Here is a 22149-nt window from a genome sequence, read left to right as displayed (position 1 = left end):
TCTAGGCTGCCTTTGCGAACAGACTGACGAAAGTGATATCGTCCGGCTGTTCGATATCTCCGGTAAATTCCACAATCTTCTTTTCCAGAATAGTGTGCAGGCTTTTGTTGTTGTTCTTGTTGCAGGTTTCAACAATCGTTTTTAACAGGCCTCGTTCAGAGAACTGATTTTTTTCTGCATCGATCGCATCGGTCAGTCCATCAGTATAAAGCAGCAAACCTTCCCCTTTTTGCAGAGAGGCCTTGGAATTAGTATAGGAGCTGTCGGACTTTTCTCCGAGTCTTTTTCCCTTGGCTTCTGAAAGGATTCTCAGGCTGTTTTTTGTGATTTTATCAGCCCCCTTTGTGGGCATGATGAACGGCTGTTCATGGCTGGCATTGGAATAGGTCAGTTCGTATGTCTTGATATTGTAAACACATGCAAATGCGGTCATCATTTTTGCACCTTTGGTTGTGTCACACATGACCTTGTTGATCAGAGAAAGAATTTTTGCAGGATCCCAGATCTTCTCGTTAACAGCGACAGAAAGGATGGATCGGGCTGCGGCAGTAATCAATGCGGCAGGAACTCCGTGACCTGTAGCATCCCCAACAAAAATCAGGACATTGTCGTCTTCTGCATGATGGAACCAAAGGTCTCCTCCACACTCTGAAGCCGGACGATAGAAGCCCTTGATAACGTAAGCATCTGTGTCCGCCTTGGTTGAGGGCAGCAAAGTCTCCTGGACTTCCTTCGCGGTCTCCAGTTCGGCTTCCATGCGAGTTTTAGAAGCAGTATGAAGCAGAAGCTCGTCGATTTTTGAGAGCATTTTGTTGTAGATGCCGGCAATTTGGCCCACTTCATCTTTGCTGATGATTTTCACTTTTGCAGAAGTCCCATTGGCATTGAACGAGGACATGGCATTGGTCAATGCCAGAAGATTTTTGGTGATGGAATCAATGCTGATATAGACGGCAAACAATCCAACCAGAAGGATACCTAAAGAGATGAAAAGAGTCTGTGTGGTGATCTTCTTCACGACTACAAAAACTGAACTCATTGGAACGGTGTTAATCAGGAAGGTGCCCAGAACAGGCACTTCCTTGTAGGAAATCAGATAGTCCTGACCATCAAGGCGTAATTCTGTTGCTCCGGCCTTGCCGGACGGTTGAAAGGTTTTATGGAAATGGTATTGCAGTTGCGGATTATTGGCGAAGATTGTGCCACCTAAAAAATCCTTGTTGTCACCTTTAAGCAGACTCAGGCGTCCTTCGGAGGAGATTCGTTGCAGGGCCGGCAGTTGAATTTCAGCCTCAAAATAGTTATTTCCCTTGCGGTAAAGAATCGCAAGGTATTGTGGTGACTTTGTCGAGTGCAGCGTGAATGTGCGACCATCCTGTAAGGTGCTCAGGACTTTCAGGGCTTCCTGCTCAAGCGGTGCAGCCGAGACGCCCAGGGTGTCAGTGACTTCCAGATCATTGATGATGTTCATACGTAATGCGCGGATTCTTCCCCATTCAGGAGTGGTCGCCAGCGGCTTGATGCCAGCGTTGAATTGTCCGGTGGTGGAGTCGAAGAAATAGAGAGCAGTGCGGATCTTGTCAAAGTAGGTCTGATATTCAGAAGTGATTTCGCTGGAGGCTCTTTCAATGCGTTCAAGTGAATCAGAGTAAAGATAGGATGTCTTGTCTTTGACGAATGAATCTCTGTTAATCCAATAGACGGAGCCTGTCGCAATCGTGAGCAGGATGGAAATAATAATAAGTATCTTGGCTTTGATTGACATCGTGGTCTCCCGGAACCTTATCGGTTAAACGGGGACTTGTATTTATACCGGACCAAGATCTGGTCCGGCTAAATGGCAGGGTATTGGTCCTGCTATTCAAACATTCCATCCATGGTGATGTACTTCTGATTGCCACTGGTCATACGAATGGACTGATAAAAGCTTTTCTGGCACTGACCGCGCAACAAAGCATCCACCGCACCAATCATCGCGGTATAGACATAGTCCACGTTCAATACATCCATCGAGCTGATGACCCCGGAATTTGGCGCCACCGCCTGCGTGCGACGCAGGAAGTGATCCCGGGAAGCGCACGCCATCAACCCAATCACCGGAGCCTGACGGGAAGAATCCAATGCACTTAACATCTTGTTAAACCCGGGCCGCTTGGCTTTGTAATAACCGCTGTAGTTCAACTTATTGGTACCGGGAAGAAAAACGGGAGGATAGAAATCAGGTCCTCCGCCATTTCTGGCATGCCCAAAGTAAAACACGGCGTCTGCTTCCCGCAAAGAGCGGGTGAAAAAGTCATCCGCATAGCGGGATCGTTGATTTTGAGTATCCCGGTATCGGCCCAGATTTTCAGACAGGATTTCGGTTGCGGATGAAAAACGAATTTCCACACGGGCCAGCACTTTCTTGCCATGGATTGTGACTTCGCGGGTGAATAGTGAACTGTTCTGCGGATCTTTGCGGAAGCCGCAGAAGCGGGCCTTGCCACCACAAGAGGACGTCAAAAGATCTTTCAGGGCCTCATAAGCACCGATGTCCAAAGAAGGACTGACGCCGTAACTGCGTCCGGCGTAGTGCACGTTGCTTCCTGTTGTCCAGTCGAAGTAACCGATGGCGATGCGAATGTCCAAAGTGTTGTCATTGATGATGGTTCCATAGCGTTTGTAGCAGGCATTGCGCTGGGATGATTCCAGGGTTTTGGGATCATCCGTGCTTTTGTCTTCAAGCAGGGACAGATAGCGCCATCCCATGGATGAAAAACTGGTTTCGTAGATGTAGCCGACGTTTCGTTTTCCGAATCCAAAGCCTGCTGAAGATTCTTGCGAAAAAGTGAACAGGGCAGCAGTCAGCAGCAGTGCTGATGGCAAAATCATTTTCATGGGTCCCCTCCAGGATTCCCAGAATAGAAAATGCGGCCGGATTCAGCCACAAAAACCAAAGCTTGTTGTGTAAGTGCAAATCAGGAACGGTAAATGGAAAAATGCGCGAAGTGCTGGGGATCCTGAATGGCCGTCAGCCAAGGGTGATCCTTGTGAATGCAGAATCGGGACAGCTTTCCGCGGGCCACCACGATGATGGACTGGCGTCTGGCAAGGTCTTTCAGGTCGTTCAGGGTTTTCTCAACGGATCTTTGATTGCCGAAATCAAAGATAAAATAAATATCCGCTGCCGGGGGAATAAAATCGGTGGCCGACAGATCCTGTGATAGCGCATTCAGATTCTTTCCCGTGTGATGGAAATAAACCCGTTGGGCCTCATGCACACGCAAAGCTTCCAGTTCAAAACCGGTGAAGCTGCATCCGGGATAATGGCGATGCAGAACAAAGGCCATGCGCGCATAGGCGCAGCCCAGATCCACGATATGTTGACCGGGTTGTGGCTGCAAAAGATCCAGAATGTTGTGAATTTCGCAGTACGGGGTTTGAAACGCCTGCAGCGAAAGGTGTTCCCAGTTCTGATGTTCGCCCGCATTTTTCGGCAGAGAGCGGATTTGATTTTCCACCTCAAGGCACTGAAAGCCCAGCCAGTCATCCACCAAAGCCGCATGGGCTTGAGCTTCGTGATAGGCATAGTCCGTCAGGGGTCTCAGGGGGAAAGGGTTTTGCGGATCAAATATCATGTCAAAGGGGTTGCGACACTGTTCAGGAATTTTTCCAGCGTCGGCGCGTATTCGGATTTGAAATCACGCAGCCCAGTCAGGTGGCCGGCCTCTGGCAGGGAAAGTTTCGTCCAATCCAGATTCGTGTGAGGTTCAAACACGTGGTCGATGTGATCCGGTGGAATCAGCAAGTCCTTCCAGCCACGAATGGAAAGAATCTTAAAGCCCTGCGGGAAGGTCTTCAGGTCCTTGTCCAGATCCTTGTGCAGGAACGGGCTCCAGGCAAGACTCAGCACCGGGGTCAAAGCCAGACGCAATGGCAAAGGGCGGATCTTGTATTCGTGCGTGTAAAGGTTGTAAGCCGAAGGAATGAACTTACCCGAAGGGCCGCTGTCACAAACGAGAGCCACGGTGTCGCTGCAATTGCGGCGGGCCATGGCTTCAATGGCCGAAGCTGTGGGATTTGAAAACGAGAAGATGATTTTTCTGCCCGGCACCTGATTCAACAGGGTTTCGATCTGATCAGCATAGATATGTTTAAGCCCGAATCCGCCTTTGGAGCTGATCGGAAGCTTGAGTGATGTCAGATCTTTGTGGGTGCCGGTAAGATTGAAGGCAAAAGCATCAAAACCCATCTCATTGACGAGTTTGATGTGACGAAGCAGCTGTTTTTTGCTGCCTTCGAAGAAGTGGACGAAAAAGACGACTTCTTCAAAACGTTTGCTGCGGGAATAAAAGAACTCCCCATCGAAGGGGAGTTCTTGTTTTTGCGTTTTGCGCATTAGTGCTTCTGGCTGTGAGTTGCGGATGGCCACAAATCAGTCCAGTGAGCGGCTTTGTGGGAAGCTTGGTTTGCTTCGCCCAATGCCTGTTCAGAAACCATGACTTTTTCAAGAGCGGTTTCAGAAAGAACCTTGCCGCAAGCCTCAACGATCGAAGCGTCGTCAAGGTGGTGATACTTGAAGATCTCAGAAGGGCGACCGCACTTGGAGTGCTTGCGAACGGCAAGACATTCCTGACGAACACCAATGATAGAGCCCAAGTTGTCCAATAGACCGGCTTCACCGTCATGAACGCTGACAACCGGGATACGACGACCCGCAACCGTGATCAGGTCGCCGGAAGAGATCTCTTCTGCTTTTTTCAGATAAAGATCCGCGTTGATGCCCAGTTCGTTGCGCAGATAGTGGTAATCGTTTTCGTGCGCCTGGATACCAGTCAACAGATCAGATGAAGTCACCACGATCACGTTGGCATAAATGCCACGAGCCAGAAGAGCTTCAGAAGCTTTCATGGCTTCAGCCACCAAAGCACCCATTGCGAAGATGTTGATCACGTTGTCGCCCGGCTCGTAGCCAGCGTAACCACGGTAATCAATCAGGAAGTAAGCACCTTTCAGCACTTCTTCACGAACAACGGCGAACATTTCTGCTTCGCTCATTGCTGCCACTTCCTCTTCGTTCACCGCACCCGCAACCGGGAATTCCGCGCGGGACAGTTTTCCTTCCAGACCCACTTTGAAACGAGCTTGTTTGGAAAGATACTTTGTGAAGTCTTTTTGTTCCGCACCACGAGTCACCAGACGAAGCAAGACACCAGAGCGGCCGGCGTTGTCGTTCAATACGTGTCTGCGGATCGCGTCCACCATGATCCAGTCAAGTTCTTGGCAGAAGTATGGCTCCCAAGTGATCTGATTCGGGATTTGAACGTCGGATTTCCAGCCGTGCTGAGCGCCTTCCGGAGAAAGTGTCACACCTGATGGAGTACCCACGCAGATGAAAGAGGATTTCCAGTACAGGTTGTAGAAGTACTGATCCAATGCACGTTTCAGGAAGAAGTCATAAACCGTCATCAATGGGATGATAGGCACACCCACGATATCACGCATTTTTCCGAATGCGCCCACGCAGGACATCACGTTGCCTTCCGCGATTTCAAAGCGCAGGAAACGATCCGTTACGTCTTCACCAGGAACCAGATCCGGAAGTTTGCCGTCTTTTACGCCCAGTTCTGCCTCGATGTCCTGAACTTCCTGAGCACCGAAGATCTTGCCATCCATCGCTGGATTCAAGTTCGTCGAAGTACCCACGTCCGGAGCCATGGAGATGAACAGCTCGCCTGGCAGTTTGAATGGTTTTTCATTGTCCGTCAGGGCTTTTTGGCCCGCTTTCAATTCAGACTCATTCAAAGAAGTGTTGGAGATACGAGTCAGTTTTGCAGTCAATTGGCCCAGCATCCACTGTGTGTGCGGGTAGCTTGTCATCTTTGTGTTGATTTCCAAAGAAGATGGCATATCGCCGAACTCAGCAAGTTTGGTCAGGAAGAATTCCTGGTTTTTTGCTTTCAAGGCGTTTTGAGCCTTGATGTCAGCATAGATCTTCTCGCCACGAGCAGCCAGGAATTTGCCTTCAACGGATTTGTCATCAAAGCGAGCATAAAGTGTATTGCCGGTGATGCCTTGTTTTGCGCGCAGTTCTTCAACTTCATCTTCGTGTGGAAGAGAAGAGTGGTTGCCCTGCTGAGCCGCCGCCTTCAGGCCCCAGCCTTTCAGGGTGTGAGCGATGATGATGGTTGGCTTGCGCTTGGATTCTTTGGATTTCATCATGGCTTTCGCCAGGGACATCATGTCGTGTCCACCGAAATCACGAAGAGCTTCGTAAACATCCTGATCCGCCGTCGCAGCCAGGAACTTTTTAAGAGACGGGTAGTCTTTGGCCAAAGTGTCTTTCAGCAGCTTCAGGTCATGAACCAAAAGCAACGCCTGAAGGTCATAGTCCGTCAGTTCTTTTTCAAGGAAGTTTTTGAAGGCTTCGCCTTCTTTTTTCGCGAACAAAGCTTCACGCTTGCCGCCGTGACGAACCTGGATCACTTCCCAGCCGTTGGCTGCCATGGTTCTTTCAACACGGTCTGCATCCGTACCGCCCAGGATGGCGTTGTTCACCAGACGGTGACCATCCAAAGACTGACGGTTGTAATCCAGAATCCAGGTCAGGTTGCCGATCTCACGTTCAGAGAAATCCGGAACCGCTTCGTACATGGAACCTTCACGGAATTCAGAGTCACCGCAAACCGCCCAGAAGTGAGCGTCTTTTGGCACATCGTAACCGTGTTCAGCAGCATAGCGGTACGCCAATGCCATGTAACCGGCTTCAACAGGTGGAATGCCCACAGAGCCAGACGGGAAGAAGTTGTGTTGATCCGGGTCATACGCAGAGTGGTAGGATTGGAATACATATTCGTCACCGTTAGAGAACTTGCGCAGACCGTGCATAGCCTGGTTGGCTTCTTCCAAAGACAGTTTGGAAAGATCGGACTTCAGCAAATTGTCCAAAAGATAGTTGTAAGCGTGGTCTGTTGGGGAAGCATGCGGTTTGTTCGCGATGTGATCGAAACCGGATTTTACCAACAGGTGCAGCGCACCCATGATGTGCAGGGAGCTTGCGCAACCGGCAGGGTGACCACCGATTTTAGGATCGCCTTTTTCTTTGTCCGGGCGATGATTGGCTTGCCAGATCATCTGGGTAGCTAGGTAATGGGCGCGTCTAGCGATAGAGTCCAGAACCTCAGGTTTTGCGTTTTTGAGATTAGTGTTATCCACGTGGTTCTCCTAAGTTTTTTCAGTCTTTTATAGCGACTGCAAACTAGCACTCTACAGAGGAGGAGTCCATGCCTTTAAGCCCCGCAGCAAGAGTTCTGGCTCTATTTAGGACGAAGGGGCTGTGCCCTACGCAGCCCTGAATGAATATTTTTCAGTTTAGGGGGCCTGTTCTTCGTGGCTTTCCTCTATGGTGCCTTCCGGAGTGTGTTGCACGCGGCCCACCTCAGGTTTTGATGGCTTTTGATGTCGCCCGGTTTCATGCAACGGGGGGCTGCGTTTTTGTGTGGGTTTTGTGGACGAAACGGGCTTGTTGGGGTGATGTTTCACGGGTGACCTCCTGGTGGATAAGAAGGCCGTGAATGCAAGTTTTGCGCTGTCTGTGTTCGGCTTAATTTGAGTTACACGAAACAAGGCAGGGCAAAGTGCCCTGCGATGGGGGCAATCTGCCCGCAGACGATCAGGTGGTTTTTTTCACCAACAGGCGGTGCAGAGCCAAAGCCAGCACACCACAGAATCCAATCATCGCACACATTGGCAAGGTTGTGCCGTCATGCAAACGACTGACCGCCGCGGAAGACAGTGCCGCAATTCCGTACTGCAAAGTTCCCAAAAGGGCGGAAGCACTGCCAGCCGCTTTTCTCTGTGTCGCCATAGCCCCGGCTGTGGCGTTGGGGAACGTCATGCCTAACGCGGCAATGAACAGGAACAGCGGGATCGCAAGGCCCCAGAAGCCCCAGTTAAAGATTCCGGCCATGGCCAGAATCACACCCAGCAATCCAAGAACGACAAAGATTTTATCCAGAATCACGTCATAACTCAGGCGTTTCAGCAGGCGTGCATTGATTTGTGAACACGCAATCAGGCCGATGGCGTTGGAACCAAACACCCAGCCAAAGCTTTTCGCCGGAATATTGAAAAGATTGATGAACACGAACGAAGAGCCGGTGATGTAGGCAAACAGTCCCGCCTGGGCCGCGCCTCCCGCCAGGGCATATCCCATGAAGTGGCGGTCTTTGATAATTTGCATGTAGTTTTTCAAAGAGTCTTTGATATGCACCCGTTGATCCGGCTGATGTGTCTCAGGAAGGAAGATGGCCAGCATCACGATGCAGGAGGTGCTGATAATCACCATCAAAGCAAAGATGGCGCGCCAGCCGAAGAATTCAGAAATGTAACCGCCAAAGAACGGAGCCAGAATCGGAGCAACCCCCATCACCAGCATCAAAAGTGAAAACACGCGCGCGGTTTCCTGGTGAGTGAACAGATCACGCACGATCGCCCGGGAAATCACCACGCCGGCGCAGGAACCCAAAGCTTGCAGGAAGCGGAAAATGATCAGCATCTCCACATTCTTGGTGAAGGCGCAGACCAAAGACGCCAAAGCGTAAATCCCCAAACCCACGTACAAAGGTTTTTTGCGCCCGAAACGATCAGTGATCGGGCCATAAAAAATCTGACCGGTGGCAAGACCGATGAAGAAAGACGCCAGCGACATTTGCACGGAAGACAAAGGCACATTCAGATTTTCTGCGATCGCCGGAAACGCCGGCAGATACATATCGATGGAAAGTGGACCGAACGCAGTCAGACTGGCCAGCAGAAGAATCAATAAAGCAAAGGGAGTGTTGGGCTTGGCGGAAGATTGCATAGGCCCGTCATAACAGGAAGCAAAGTGATTTGCACGAGGGAAGTCGGCAGAGGCTTTTTAATGAAAAAAGCCTCATGAAAAGAGCTTAGGTTTCCAGAACAAAGTCCCAGCGGATTTTCACAGTGCCATCACCTTCCACGATGCCTTTTGGCGGATTCGGGAATGGAGCAGCAGCGCGGAAAGCCTCAATGGCAGCGTCATCAAGATCCTGCACGCCAGAGTCGCTCAAGACCTGCACGCGAACCAGGGTGCCTTTGTCATTCAGAACAATCATCAGTTTAGTGATGCGGTCCTGGTTGGCAGCAGCGGGAGCACGGCCTTCTTTGAACATTTTGCTCAGTTTATCACGCACGCGGCCTTCCCAGTGCTGGGACAACTGCTTGCGGATGCGGTTGTAGTAAGAGTAATACTTGAACTCGCGGGTGTTCAGCAAAGTCTCAAGACCCACTTCAACGTCTTTAATATAATCGTTGGATTGGCTGGCCTCAGCGCCTGTTCCGGTGTTTTGTTCACCGGTACCACGACCTTCACCCAGTCCAGTTTTTTGGTCGGCAAGCTTCTGTCTTTCGATCGCTTCATTGGCATCAAAACCTTTGAAAAGATCTTTGGCGATTTGCTTTTGGGACTCTTCAGATTTGGCCACATTCTTCTGGCGGCCGTCACCTTTTGGACCCGATTTTACCGCCTGGTCTTTTTTGGTGTTCTGGAACTGACCACGTTCAGCGGCGATAGTTTGCTTGTTAACCTTCTGGTTTTTGGCGGAAAGGAAGCGCGTGTCGACCTCTTCCTCATTCGCAGAGGTCTCGCTTTGCTCTACAATCTGATTGGCAGGCACCTGCAAAGCCTTTTTTTGCAGGGCTTTTTCAGCTTGGGCAAATTGTTGCAATTGTTCCGGCGTCAGAAAATCAATACTGACAGTCTCTTTCAGGGGGGCTTCTTCTTTTAGCAAACTCGTGATGTAAAAGCCTCCTACGACCACAAAGTGCAGAAGCAGGGACAGCACAATATATTTTCTGAAAGTCGGTGACTTCTTCATAAGACCTCACCCCTTTCTATCGGTATTATGACACTTGAAATTGAGAAGATGGTGAGCCGGACTCAAAGATTGCGACCCAAGTCTAGGGCCAGACTTTGACTCTTCTGTCGGTAGTGGGTGAAAATGATACAACTATGAAATTTGACTCGTGGTATCTGACAGATAAAGGTCTTCGTCGTGATTCGAACCAGGATTCCTGTTTAATCAATCGGGAATTGGGTTTGTTCATTGTGGCGGATGGAATGGGTGGCCATATGGGCGGCGAAGTCGCTTCCAGCATGGCGGTGGAGACGGTCGAAGAAATCATGCTTCAGCCGGAAGCCACAAGAAAATCACCTCGCGAAGTGATTCTGCAGGCTTACGAAGAGGCTTCAAAACGCATCTTTGACAAGGCGGCGAATGAACGTCCCGAACTTGCCGGTATGGGCACCACCATGGTGATGGCTTATATCCGCGGCAAACATCTTTACGTCGGAAACGTCGGCGATTCCCGCTGTTATCTTTTCAAGCGCCCGAACCTTTGGCAGATCACGGAAGACCATTCCCTGATCAATGAGCAGTTGCGCGCCGGCGTGATGAGCGAAGAGCAGGTGCGCCAGTTTGTGGGGCGAAATGTCATCACCCGCAGCGTGGGTTATGAGCGCGAAGTTTATCCTGATATCATTGAGCGCGAGATCTTCCCTGGGGAAATTTTCCTCATGTGCTCCGACGGACTTTCCGGTTTGGTGGAAGACGGAAGAATTTCTGAGATTTTAAATCAAAATACACCTGACAAAGCCGTTAAAGCCTGTGTAGAACAAGCCCTGGCAAATGGTGGAGATGACAACGTCACAGTGATGCTGGTGCATTTCCACGAATAATTGTGAAGAGTTACTGATAGTTTTAGCGAAGATATCTAAGTAGGGGTCAAGGTTTGGATAAAAAGAAGGTCACGCTGTTTATTGTGAGCAATCAGACGGGGAAAACCCGTAAGCTTGTGCTCTCGGCTGCCTGGCTTAAAGCCATCTCCTTTATTTCCGCCATCGTTATCATCATTTTTGCCGCCGGTCTGGTGGACTATTTCGGTCTGCTGTTGCAGGCCATGGAAAACAAACGTCTTAAAGCTGAAAATGCTCAGCTGATTAAACAGTTCCAGGTGGTTGAAAGTAAAGTCAGCGCCTTGGAAAACTCTTTGGAGCGCGTAAAGACCTTCACCACCAAGTTGAAATTGATCACGAACGTCGATGCCGACGACCGTATCACCAAGCTGACCATGGGTCCGAAGCCTGCTGCCGGTCAGCCGGTGGAAGAATACGAACCGATGGAGCAGCGTGAAAGCACCGACGTTCTGGAAGAACAGGATCAGGTCTTTGCCAACAAAAAGCCTTTGAACGATCAACAGGGTGAACTGGCCAACGAAAATGCGGATAAAGACTACGCCTCTTTGGTGGTTCGTATCGACAAGGCCGTGAAAGAAACCCAGTTGAAAGAACAAAGTGTCATTGATCTTTGGGAAAGTCTTTCCGAGCGCCAGAGCTTGCTGAACTCCACGCCGAACATGAAACCTGCCAAGGGCTGGATCACCTCACGTTTTGGTTATCGTGTGTCTCCGTTCACGGGTAAGACCGCCTTGCATGCGGGTCTGGACATCGCCGCGGCGCCGGGTTCACCGGTTTATGCTCCGGCTGACGGGGTTATCGTCTTTGCCAGTTACGATGAGTCTTACGGTAAGCTGATCACCATCGATTACGGTTATGGAGTGACGACTCGTTTTGGTCACTTGTCACAGATCTATGTTCAAGTCGGCCAGCGCGTGAACAAGTGGGACGTTGTGGGCGCGGTGGGTAACACCGGACGTTCAACAGGCCCTCATTTGCACTATGAAGTCCGCATTAACGGTACCGCCGTAGATCCAATCAACTACATCTTAGACGAATAGACCGGAACCGTTGAAAAAGGCCCATCCGACTGCGTTGTCGGCGCACCTTCTCGCTTCGACGTGCTTGGAGCACGCCTGCGCTGCGAGGGCGCACCTCCGCCTTGCGGCTGGACCTTTTTGAACGGTTCCTCGCCAGTGGATTTGGCAAATATCATGGAAAATCTTTGAGTATATTTTTTTGTAGGTACTAAACTTGAGGTGAGGTGCTTATGAAGGTTCTGTCTTTTGTCTTGGTTCTTTTGGTGTCATCTGCTGTGTGGGCGGCGTTGCCTCCGCAGTTTTCGGAGTGTCTGCAGCAGAATTCGGGCTCGAATATGACGGCGGCGGATGTGACCGAGATCGCGAAGGTTTCACGTATCACTTATTGCCAGAATCAGGTCAGTTTGATCGGCAAGACAGAGCTGCTTTCGATGCTTTCAAATCCCAATGTGAACATGGGGCTTTCCGTCAGCAAGACCAGCTATACCAATCAGGATTTTATCGATATGGCGGCGGCTGGCACCTATGTGCTTTACGTTGATAGCAGTCGTCTTTCTCGGGACAACTTGGTCGCTCTTTTAAATGCCAATGTTCAGTTGGTAGTGATGTCGGGAAGCTCGGGCCTTTCCCGCGCCGATCTTTTGATTCTGGCGGCGGCCAAGCCTTTTATTTACAACGTTAATTCAGTCGTGCTGAAAACGGACTTGCAGGACTATGTCCGGGCCGGGGTGCAGGTGGTGATTCGCACGGCTCAGGCGGGCTTAAGTCGGCAGGATATTCTGGATGTGGCTCAGCTCAATTCGGAGCGTGTTTCAATCTTCCCTTAAAAAAGAAAAGGGTCCCTTTTCAGAGACCCTTCACTTGGCATTAATTTAAGAAACTCGAATTACTGATTCATGACAGAAACAGCCGGCATTGGGCACTGAAGCTCTTTCAGTTTTTTGCTGACCAGGTTTGCTTCATTCTGGAAGCCCTTGGAGCTCAGAACGAATTTCGCCTGATCCACTGTGGACTTCACATAACCACGACCATTTAGCTGAGCATTACCACGGCAGGAAGTTACAACGGACGCATCCATTTTAACATCCAAAACCGGATCGATCATGTCGCAGAAGAACTGGATCGCACCGATATGGTCGATCGCTGAAGACCAATCCAACCATGCGGATTCAAGCTGCTGACACGCGATTTCGTTTTCGCGAGAACCTACTGGCAACTGATCCAGAGTGAAGTTCGCCAGATTCTGGCTGATCTTCGCACTTGCGACTTGAATTTTAGGGTCGGTATAGTAACCGCCCGCTGGAGTGATGATCAAGCCCTTGCCCAAGCCAGCGTCAGTCAGGCTGTAAGAACCTGCGCGCAATGCTTTCATGTTGGCGATGAAACCGGAAACAGCCTGGTCATGCATGGTTTTAGTGTGGTTGATCCAAGCCAGAACAGGTGGTTTACCGAAGCCCCAGGAGCTGCGGGAACCAAACAGACCGGATTTCAAATTCACCATACGCTGAGCCAGCTCAGAGCGGTCGATGATGGAATTGTCCTGGGACAACTGTTGCATTGCTTTCTCAACACGTTTGATCGTAGTTCTTTCTGTTTCGATCAAAGTGTACTGAGCTTTCCACTGACGGTAGTCCGCGCTGCTGGAAAGTTGAACTTCCAGATCAGACTTGGATTTAGCCACCACGTTGCCAGTGGTGTTCACAGCCTGACGAATGCCCTGGATCCAGGAGCGGCCGGTCTGCGCACATGCTTTCAAAGCCGCTTCGTTGTCACCGGATTTTGCTGCGTATTCAGCAACACGTTTCATGGAATTGGTGTGCAGGGTTTTCAAAGTCAAAGCCTGAAGTTTTGTTGTGCGGTCCGATTGAACTGTCGCACGCTCCAGATTCACGATCGCAGAAGACGGGAAGGTCTTGCCATCCGCACCCCAATTCACCAGCTCGTTAGCCAGTGTACAAACCATCAGGTCGTCGTTGTTGCTTTGGATTTGTTCTTCAACCGTTGTGATGTCCGCTTTATCGCTGACAAACTGATTGCCCACGGCTGCCAGGTATTTCTCGGAAGAATCCTTATACTTCAGCAGGTTTGCCAGTTCGCCGGTTGGCTTGGCAAATTTCGCATTGTAAAGGTCCACGTTCTTTTCAAGCTCCTGAGTGATCTTTTCGATCTTGCCGGACTGAGCCAGTTGCATGAAACGAACTTTCTTTGCCACTTTCGTGTATTGGCAGGTGTTCTGAAGAACCGCTTTGCGGTGTTCAGGATTGCTCATGTCCAGAGTGTTCTGATCAATCATTTTCGCGATTGCAGAAATACCGCTGGTTGCAACCGCACCACCGATAACGAATGGAAGCGCCGGACCCAGCGCCGCGTTCATGGAAACCGCGAACAAAGCGTATGGAGCCAGACCGTTGATCACGTCGTTCAGTGCCAACAGAACTTTACCGGTGGACATCGTCTGACGACCACACTTGGAGTTCAGGAAGTTGTTGTTGTTGACGATGTCACCCAGATTACCCACCGCCGTCAAAGCAGACGCCATTGTGGATTCGATGGAGTTCACATTCACCTGGGAAGGATCCTGTGCCGTCATGAGTTTTTGAAGAGCAGAAATGCTTTCTTTGATCGCATTACCGTTGTCTTCCAAAGATTTAGCAGAAGGACTGCCAGTACATTCCGGAGAAGCTTTCACCTCTTTGGAAAGGGAGTCGATTGCAGAAATAAGTTCTGCGTGAGGTCTATTGTCGAAGAGTGGACAGCTGTAAGCCTCCGGAACCTTCGCCGCATTCATTTTACCCGGCGTTGTTGAAGTCGCTTTCACCGTCGAAGAACGAGGCTGTGAAGAAGAGCCGCTGGAGCTTGAGTTGGATTTGCCGCCGCCAGTACCGCCCGTGGATGGAATTGTCGGGGATGTCGAACCCAGGCCTGTATCGCTGTTGTCGTCATCGCCGAATAAATTCAGCGGGAATGTTGATGTGCTTCCAGCCGCCCACACCTGCTGAGGTGTTTGGGGGACGATGAAGCTTGCCGTTAGCGCGAATGCCATCACGCCACACTTAACGTTCTTGAGTTTCATAGAGTCTCCAGTGTTTAACTTTTCGACAAGTAACTAATTTTGTGTGTCGTTTTGAGCCAGTCAGCAAGATGGCTGTGATCTAAGTTCTTGAAATCACAACAAACCCGCTGACTGAATTCTTAGGACCCACAAGTTCACGCACCATAGATGCAAAACCGGTGCGCACGTGAATCGTTTTGAAACAAGTCCATGGACTGGCTGACAATTAGTTGTCATGTGAAGTGCCGCTGGACGTCCTTAGGCTTACATCCCGCTCTAGTGCTGTTATTTGCTTATTATCTCCGCTTTAAAGGGACTGGAGCCACTTTGGGTGGAATGCTCTTTGTATATGGAGGTATGTATGAGACTTCTGGTTTCTTGCCTTCTAATGATGATGGGTTTTTCGGGTGCCTGCTGGGCCAAGGTGGACTTGCGTACGACGAAGCCTCTGGTGATTCCTGAGGATAAAGTCACACCAAAAATCACCAAAGAAGACGTCGCCAAAATCATTCCTTTGGACATTCAAAGCAACGAAAGCACGGGTTCTGTGATGAGCCGTATCGCAGATCGTGGTTTCAATATGTGGTTCAATTCTCCGATTATCAAAAACAGCCTTTTGGGTCGTGCTGTGGAAGAAACCCAGGAAAAGCTGAAAACAGACGTGGTGGTGCCAGCGGCAACTCCGCGCGGAGTCAGTCACAAGTTTTCTTTCCGTGTTGAAGCCTTCCAGGCTTTGGCGAAAGTGGAATATTCCGGCTGGGTGAAAGCTGCGGTCAATTATGATGCGAAAGCTTCGGCAACCGATATTCAGTTCAAAGACAAAGTCATGAACAACAAAGATCTGGTTGTCAGTCACAAAGCCAACAAAGAACAGGGCCTGTCGATGATTGGCCTTGCCTGGTCCTGGTAAGCGTCCTACCCTTAGGACATGGAAAAAATCGTATTTATCTCTGGAAAAAGAACTCCCTTCGGAGCCTTCGGCGGCTCTTTGAAGGATGTATCAGCAACGGATCTGGGTGTCGCTGCCGCTAAAGCGACTCTGGAACAAGCCGGTCTATCTGCAGACAAGATTGATCACGTGGTTTTTGGCAACGTGGTTCAGTCCGGTGCAGATGCAGCTTATCTTCCAAGACACATTGGTTTGAAAACCGGCGTGCCGGTCGCAGTGGGCGCCTTTGCGGTCAACCGTCTGTGTGGCAGTGGTTTCCAGTCCTGGGTGAATGCGGTGCAGATGATCCAGTGTGGGGAAGCCACAGCGGTTCTTGCCGGTGGTGTCGAGCAAATGTCCCAGATTCCTTATGTGGCCCGCAAAGTCCGCTTTGATGGCATGCGCATGGGGAACTTCGAACTGGAAGATCTAATGACCTCTGCATTGACTGACGCTTACGCAAAGATGCCAATGGCGATCACCGCCGAAAATCTGGCGGTGAAATACGGTATCACCCGCGAAGAATCTGACAAGTATTCCATCCAGTCCCAGCAGCGCTTCCATGCCGCGGTCGAAAAAGGTTTCATGAAACAGGAAATCTGTCCGGTCACAGTTGAAGGCCGTAAGGGCACTGTGGTTATTGAAAAAGACGAGCATCCTAAACCGGATTCCACTTTGGAAAAATTGGCAACGCTAAAGCCTGTCTTCAAAAAAGACGGGATTGTGACAGCGGCGGCGGCGTCTGGAATTGTTGACGGGGCGGCTTGTTCTTTGTTGATGAGCGAATCCAAAGCCAAAGAACTGGGTATGAAACCAATGGCGCGTATCGTGAGTTACGCTTCCGTTGGTTGTGACCCGACAATCATGGGTATTGGTCCTGCGGGCGCAGCAAGACTGGCTTTGCAAAAAGCCGGACTGACTCTGGATCAAATGGATCTGGTGGAAGTGAATGAAGCTTTTGCGGCCCAGTATCTGGCGGTGGAAAAGGAACTGAAGCTGGATCCGGCAAAAACCAACGTCAATGGTGGTGCGATTGCTGTCGGTCACCCTTTGGGCGCTTCCGGTACCCGCATCATGAATCACTTGGTTTACGAGCTTCATCGCCGTAACGCCAAGTATGCGCTGGGCTCTGCTTGTATTGGCGGCGGTCAGGGTATTGCGATCATCATCGAAAGAATCTAACAGAGGGGCCGCCAAGGACTGCGGCCTCTGGAACAGGGACTCATGGAATTTAATTTGAGAGAACGAACGGCGCTTATTGTTGGACCTTTTAATTCAACCGTTCAAAGTCTGGTGATGGGTTTAACCCAAATGGGTTCTGACTGCGTCTTGCTGGATTTTGACAACAGTGCCAGTCAGCGTTTTTGCAATCAGATCAATGATGCCCGTGAAATCAATCCCAAGTTCGGTCGTGCGCTGGGAATCAAGTCCCCGATGAAGACTGCGGATGACATCAAAGACGCGGTGGGCTCGGCAGCTCACTCGTTTGGCAGTGTGGATCTGTTCATCGATGCCCAGGCCTACAACAAACCCAATCGTTATAAAATCGGTGACAGCATTGATTATCTGGATGATGAAATCCAGCATAACTTCAAATCTTCGGTGATGCTGACCCACGCGGTGCTAAACTTCCTGAAAAACCGTAAGCGCGGGCGTATTCTTTATCTTCTGAATGAAATATATCCGGACCCAATTCTTGCGGGTTCTCGTGGGGCGCTGGTCCCGTTTGCGCAAAGCCTTTCCAAGCAAGTGGCTGAACACAATATCACCGTGAATGTGCTGAAGCTGGGTTTGACCGAAGAATTCATTCTGGCCATGCACCCGGAAGCCAAATCCATCAAAGAAGCGGTTGAAACTTTAAAGGTGAAGGAACCGCACCTGCGCATCACGGAACCAGAGAAAGTCACCAACACCGTGACCTATCTGGTCAGCCAGTTTGGTGCGGCGGTGAACGGTCAGGTTATCTCTTTAAGTTAGGTTTAAAAATGCAGGCAACCGGTAAAATCACAATCACCCCTCATTCTCCGATGTTTCAGTGGTGGGATTTCATCCCGCACTACACGCTGAAGGACTATTGGAATAAGGCTCCTCTGGAGCTGGATCTTTCCGAAGTAAAAGCCATCTACAAGCGCGGCCCGGCTTATCTGTTCGCCTGCCAAAGAAACGGTGTGGATTATGTGGTTTACATGGGGTCGGTTCCCGAAATGCTAGGGCATCTTCCGGTCACTGATGTCGGGCCTTTTGAAGTGGTGAAACTTATCCGCAAGTTCCCCTCAAAATGGAAAAAGGCCTTCCCCAAGCTGTTGGGTCTGGCCTTTGTCACCATCATCCTTTTAAAGATGTTCTTTTCTTTCCGAAGCTAGAAGCAGGCGGCCTTCAACGGGCCGCTTACAGTTTCAGGCTTTTCAGAATCAGTTCTGCCTGTCTTAGATTTTCCGGAGCTACATAGATACGGTCGATGATACGAGCGCCTTCGTAGCGCTGGAAGATCTCTGTCGTCTGATTGATCGGGGACGGCTGCGCCCAGCGGTCATACTGGTCCACCACATAAATCTGTAGTGCACGCTCTTCCGGGGAAGCCGTGTGATACTTCGACAGACGCGCCTTGGAACTGGTGCGGATCACTTCAATACCGTCAGCTTCCAGGGCTTTTTTGATGGCTTCCGGGCTTTCAGATTCCGCCGTGTTGTGCTGCTCAATCAGAACCTTGAACGGTTTTCTTTGCGCGATTCTTTGTGCCCACGGGTTGTTGGCGCCGGACAGATGCTCGTGCAGGCGATAGTCGTTGTACTTGGTGTATTCGTTAATATCCCCCGGCAGCACGAAGGTGCAATCCGGCGAAGTCAGATAACGGTTCAGCATTTCCTCATAGATGATGCTCTTGTGATGGCAATAAACCATCAAGTGCATGTGGTGACGGGAAATCAGGAAGTCATCGAAGGAATAAAGCGCACGGCGATTCAGTCCCAGATACATTTTGTTTTCACGACGGTGGAAGGTCATGTTCTGAATCAGCCAGGACAGATCGATTTTTCCGTAGTTCGTTCCGCAGAAATAACTGTCACGCTCAAGATAGTCCATGCGGTCCACATCCAGCTCGCTGGAAACCAGTTGGGACAGGATCGGGCGGAAGTCGACGCCATTGTCGACAAAGAAATCATCCGGGCAGTGCAGGGCCTTGTCGATCAGGCACGCCACGTGGATCGGCTGAATGTCGGGGAAGTTCGTGCGCAGGGTTTCGGAGATCGCAGAATCCGTGACGTATTTAATTGTATAGTCTTCGTGATTGGCGCGACGGTTGTGATTCATCACTGTGTGCGCCTCTTCGCCGTATTGTTCTTGTTCTTTGTAAAGCTGAATCTTCAGCTCTGACAAATGCGGCATCACTTGCTCTGTGGTGTGGCTCAGGGGACCGTGGCCCACATCGTGAAGCAAAGCCCCCAGGCGCAACACCTGACGGAAGCGGGTTTTGACTGAGGGTTTTGAGAACGGATAAACGCGGAAAATCGCATCGAATGTTTCACCGGCAAGATGGCCCACGCCGACAGAGTGAATGTAGCGGTTGTGAGTCGCACCCGGGAAGCTGAACTCGGCATAACCAAGCTGTTTGATTGCTCTCAGGCGCTGATATTCTGCCGTATCAAGCACGGCGACTTCCTGTTCAGAGTAGTAAATAGAGCCGTGAACGGGATCGCGAATTTCCATGGGGTCTCCTAGCAGTGAATCTCAATTAGCTGTCCTTCATGGGGGCTGTCAAACAGCTTCATCTATAGATAAAGGAGGTCTTTGCGCTTGCCTAGATATGCCTGTTTGATACAGGACCAAGGGCTAGATACAGGGTTTTTGCCTCTACAGGCTGCGGCGAAGTGGTTTGAAAAAACTTCATTGATAATAGCTATTTAGCCTTGATTTTGGCTGGCGGGGCGAGGGTCCCTGATACAAGCCCTCGGTCCAGAAATGTAAAAAAATGAGACGTATCACTTTAGGAATTCCTGGGGACTCCGATGAGTAAGGTAAGCAAATGAACCGCCCAAGGGCACCACGGTAGGTGCACTGAGTTTCAAGGATAGAAACTCAGAAATCTTCAAGGAGGAGGAAACATGGGTCTCAGAATTAATACGAACAGTGCTTCGTTGAATGCTCAGAGAGTTCTCTGGGGGACGAAGATCGGTCTTGATAAGAGCATGGAAAAGCTCGCTTCAGGATTCCGCATCAACAGAGCTGGTGATGATGCCGCCGGCCTAGCGATCTCTGAGAATTTGAAAGCTCAGATTCGCGGTCTAAAACAAGCATCCCGAAACGCTCAAGACGGTATCTCTCTGGTTCAAGTGGCCGAGGGTTCCATGAACGAGATCTCTTCGATCTTGATCCGTCTGAGAGAATTGTCCGTACAAGCAGCTTCCGATACTATCGGTCCTGTAGAAAGACAGTTCCTGAACGTGGAATACGATCAGCTGGTTTCCGAGATCGACCGTATCTCCGAAGGTACAGAGTTCAACGGAACTCAGTTGCTGGCGGGTGTGGGATCCATCCTGGACTTCCAAGTTGGTACCAGAAATAATCCTGAAATCGACCGTATCTCTTTCGACGCTTCCAAAGCCGATGCAAACTCTGCAGCTTTGGGTGTGAACCTGACTTCAGTTTCTGACAAAGCTTCTGCACAGAACGCTTTGGCGGCGATTGACCAGGCGATCGTCAGTGTCTCCGCAATGCGTGCAGACTTCGGTGCGATCCAGAATCGTCTTCAATCTACAGTTTCAAACATTCAAGTGTCTGTAGAGAACATGTCAGCCGCTAACTCTCGTATCAGAGATGTGGATGTAGCTGAAGAGACATCTGAAATGACCAAGAACAACATCTTGTTGCAAGCCGGTACTTCCGTCCTAGCACAAGCGAATTCCCAAGCTAACGTAGCACTTGGACTCTTGAACAAGTCATTCCAGGGTTAATCCTGGAGTGACCTAGGTTCCCGATCTTGACTGATCAAGATCACCCTCAAGTGTAACGACCCGAGCTCTGTAAAACGAGCTGACAATTTGATCTGTTTCCTGCGACGAGGCCGTCTTTCACGGCGGCCTCATTTTTTCAGTCAAACTGTGACTGGCGGGGATGGATGTGTGAAACAGGATTCTGCCTTTTGATAAAGCTCTCTTTCGAGTGACTTTATCCGCCGATTTTGCATGCTGCATTTTTCTTCGCAGCGACCGAATTTTCAAAAAGTTTTTCCTCAGCAAAAAATAAAAAAGAAAAGACAAAAACTGGACTCGAGCAGTTGCATTATTTTTCCGAAAAGTTAAGCAGGGAACTGTATCGCAAGTTCCGAATATTAATTTTACAGGTGCACGGATCGCGCCTTATGCCAATGGATGGCAAACTTTCACGGAGGAAGAACTATGAAGCACGGAGGATAGAATGGGATTAAGAATCGGTACCAATGTGGCAGCGTTGAATGCACAAAAAAATCTGTACATGACTAACATCAACGCAAACAGATCAATGGCAAGATTGGCTTCTGGAATGAGAATCAATCAGGCTGCTGATGATGCTGCAGGTCTTGCGATCAGCGAAAACCTCAAAGGACAAATCCGGGGTTTAAGACAGGCCAACCGAAATGCCAACGACGGTATTTCCCTTGTGCAGGTCGCGGAAGGCAGCTTGAATGAAGTATCCAATATGCTCATTCGTTTGAGAGAATTGGGTGTACAGGCTTCCTCTGACACAATTGGTGAAACAGAAAGAAAGTTTTTGGACGTTGAGTATCAACAGCTGAAATCCGAGATCCAGCGTATTACTGAATCCACGGTCTTCAACGGTTACGAACTGCTCAACGGTACTGGTGGGATGATTGACATCCAGGTCGGCGTAAACAACGACGCTTTCCGTGACCGTATCAGCTTCAATGCTGGCGCGGCCAACGCCTCCATCGATGCCCTGGGATTGACGGCAGAGAATGTGGGGACCAAGGAAAGTGCTCAATTGAGCCTGGGTACTATCGATTCCGCTTTGACATCGGTGAACGCGATTCGCGCGAACTTCGGTGCGCTACAAAATCGTCTGCAATCAACATCGAATAACTTGTTGATCGCTGATGAAAACTTGTCAGCTGCGAATTCCCGAATCAGAGACACTGACGTGGCGGCAGAAACCTCCGAGATGACAAGAAATAACATCTTGTTGCAGGCGGGTGTGTCAGTCCTGGGTCAGGCGAACCAGTCACAACAATTGGCTTTGAAGCTTTTGGGCTAAGGCTGAATTACAACCAAAACCAGAAAACGGCTTCCTTCGGGAGGCCGTTTTTTGTTCCCGTCGCTGTCAGCGATCATTTGCGTTTTCAACGCGTTTTCATTTAGGTATTTCCAACCCCGGCCAGAGCGATTATTGTTGAATCAAAGAG

At 50.0% G+C, this 22149-nt stretch carries 18 protein-coding genes; 9 read left to right on the top strand and 9 right to left on the bottom strand.

The annotated features are described in order from the left end of the window. Position 1 precedes the first annotated feature (1 nt). The 7 genes from B9G79_RS16345 to B9G79_RS16315 form a co-directional block, all read right to left on the bottom strand. Entirely contained in the window at positions 2 to 1765 is a 1764-nt protein-coding gene (locus B9G79_RS16345; protein ID WP_088566439.1) for a SpoIIE family protein phosphatase, read from the bottom strand. Positions 1766 to 1857: 92 nt separating this feature from the next. Continuing rightward, on the bottom strand, positions 1858 to 2877 hold the full coding sequence (locus tag B9G79_RS16340; protein WP_088566438.1) for a hypothetical protein: 1020 nt from the start codon (positions 2875 to 2877) through the stop codon (positions 1858 to 1860). Positions 2878 to 2957: 80 nt separating this feature from the next. After that, the gene (locus B9G79_RS16335; RefSeq protein WP_088566437.1) at positions 2958 to 3617 is read right to left on the bottom strand and encodes a class I SAM-dependent methyltransferase; all 660 of its coding nucleotides are present in this window, start codon (positions 3615 to 3617) and stop codon (positions 2958 to 2960) included. After that, positions 3614 to 4378: a hypothetical protein gene (locus B9G79_RS16330; protein WP_015089577.1), complete on the bottom strand. Its 765-nt coding sequence runs from the start codon at positions 4376 to 4378 to the stop codon at positions 3614 to 3616. The genes B9G79_RS16335 and B9G79_RS16330 overlap by 4 nt, the downstream gene beginning before the upstream one ends. Further along, complete coding sequence (locus B9G79_RS16325; RefSeq protein ID WP_088566436.1) at positions 4378 to 7194, bottom strand: pyruvate dehydrogenase; 2817 nt, start codon at positions 7192 to 7194, stop codon at positions 4378 to 4380. The genes B9G79_RS16330 and B9G79_RS16325 overlap by 1 nt, the downstream gene beginning before the upstream one ends. A 457-nt stretch (positions 7195 to 7651) precedes the next feature. Then, positions 7652 to 8842, bottom strand: coding sequence for a Bcr/CflA family multidrug efflux MFS transporter (locus B9G79_RS16320; RefSeq protein ID WP_088566435.1), 1191 nt, complete (start codon positions 8840 to 8842; stop codon positions 7652 to 7654). Between the two features lie 85 nt (positions 8843 to 8927). Continuing rightward, positions 8928 to 9878, bottom strand: a complete 951-nt coding sequence (locus B9G79_RS16315; protein ID WP_088566434.1) for a TonB family protein — start codon at positions 9876 to 9878, stop codon at positions 8928 to 8930. Positions 9879 to 10012: 134 nt separating this feature from the next. Between B9G79_RS16315 and B9G79_RS16310 the strand changes: the two genes are divergently transcribed. The 3 genes from B9G79_RS16310 to B9G79_RS16300 all read left to right on the top strand — a co-directional run bounded on the left by B9G79_RS16310 (position 10013) and on the right by B9G79_RS16300 (position 12602). Continuing rightward, positions 10013 to 10738 (top strand): Stp1/IreP family PP2C-type Ser/Thr phosphatase, encoded by a 726-nt coding sequence (locus tag B9G79_RS16310; protein WP_038452089.1) that lies wholly within the window; start codon positions 10013 to 10015, stop codon positions 10736 to 10738. Positions 10739 to 10791: 53 nt separating this feature from the next. Then, entirely contained in the window at positions 10792 to 11796 is a 1005-nt protein-coding gene (locus tag B9G79_RS16305; protein ID WP_088566433.1) for a M23 family metallopeptidase, read from the top strand. A 209-nt stretch (positions 11797 to 12005) separates the two neighbouring features. Then, positions 12006 to 12602 (top strand): hypothetical protein, encoded by a 597-nt coding sequence (locus B9G79_RS16300; RefSeq protein ID WP_088566432.1) that lies wholly within the window; start codon positions 12006 to 12008, stop codon positions 12600 to 12602. Between the two features lie 59 nt (positions 12603 to 12661). On the opposite strand, the gene B9G79_RS16295 is transcribed toward B9G79_RS16300, so the two are convergent. After that, positions 12662 to 14848 carry a hypothetical protein gene (locus B9G79_RS16295; RefSeq protein WP_088566431.1) on the bottom strand — a complete coding sequence of 729 codons (2187 nt, stop codon included), beginning with the start codon at positions 14846 to 14848 and terminating at the stop codon, positions 12662 to 12664. A 340-nt stretch (positions 14849 to 15188) separates the two neighbouring features. Between B9G79_RS16295 and B9G79_RS16290 the strand changes: the two genes are divergently transcribed. From B9G79_RS16290 to B9G79_RS16275, 4 genes are read left to right on the top strand one after another with little or no spacing between them, the layout of a single operon-like run. Beyond that, positions 15189 to 15737, top strand: coding sequence for a hypothetical protein (locus B9G79_RS16290; RefSeq protein ID WP_088566430.1), 549 nt, complete (start codon positions 15189 to 15191; stop codon positions 15735 to 15737). 18 nt (positions 15738 to 15755) lie between these two features. Next, positions 15756 to 16937, top strand: a complete 1182-nt coding sequence (locus tag B9G79_RS16285) for an acetyl-CoA C-acetyltransferase (RefSeq protein WP_088566429.1) — start codon at positions 15756 to 15758, stop codon at positions 16935 to 16937. A 42-nt stretch (positions 16938 to 16979) separates the two neighbouring features. After that, positions 16980 to 17732, top strand: a complete 753-nt coding sequence (locus tag B9G79_RS16280; RefSeq protein ID WP_088566428.1) for an SDR family oxidoreductase — start codon at positions 16980 to 16982, stop codon at positions 17730 to 17732. 8 nt (positions 17733 to 17740) lie between these two features. Further along, positions 17741 to 18118 carry a hypothetical protein gene (locus B9G79_RS16275; protein WP_088566427.1) on the top strand — a complete coding sequence of 126 codons (378 nt, stop codon included), beginning with the start codon at positions 17741 to 17743 and terminating at the stop codon, positions 18116 to 18118. Positions 18119 to 18143: 25 nt separating this feature from the next. Here B9G79_RS16275 and B9G79_RS16270 read toward each other — a convergent pair whose 3' ends face one another. After that, positions 18144 to 19460 carry an HD domain-containing protein gene (locus B9G79_RS16270; RefSeq protein WP_011162996.1) on the bottom strand — a complete coding sequence of 439 codons (1317 nt, stop codon included), beginning with the start codon at positions 19458 to 19460 and terminating at the stop codon, positions 18144 to 18146. A gap of 395 nt (positions 19461 to 19855) precedes the next feature. On the opposite strand from B9G79_RS16270, the gene B9G79_RS16265 reads away from it, so the two are divergent. Further along, positions 19856 to 20704: a flagellin N-terminal helical domain-containing protein gene (locus B9G79_RS16265; protein WP_011162997.1), complete on the top strand. Its 849-nt coding sequence runs from the start codon at positions 19856 to 19858 to the stop codon at positions 20702 to 20704. Positions 20705 to 21167: 463 nt separating this feature from the next. Further along, on the top strand, positions 21168 to 22001 hold the full coding sequence (locus B9G79_RS16260; protein ID WP_015089592.1) for a flagellin N-terminal helical domain-containing protein: 834 nt from the start codon (positions 21168 to 21170) through the stop codon (positions 21999 to 22001). Positions 22002 to 22149 lie beyond the last annotated feature (148 nt).

It is taken from the genome of Bdellovibrio bacteriovorus (assembly GCF_002208115.1).
Classification (GTDB): domain Bacteria; phylum Bdellovibrionota; class Bdellovibrionia; order Bdellovibrionales; family Bdellovibrionaceae; genus Bdellovibrio; species Bdellovibrio bacteriovorus_C.
Note: the sequence above shows the minus strand (reverse complement) of the source record. Positions and strands in the feature narration are given on the sequence as shown.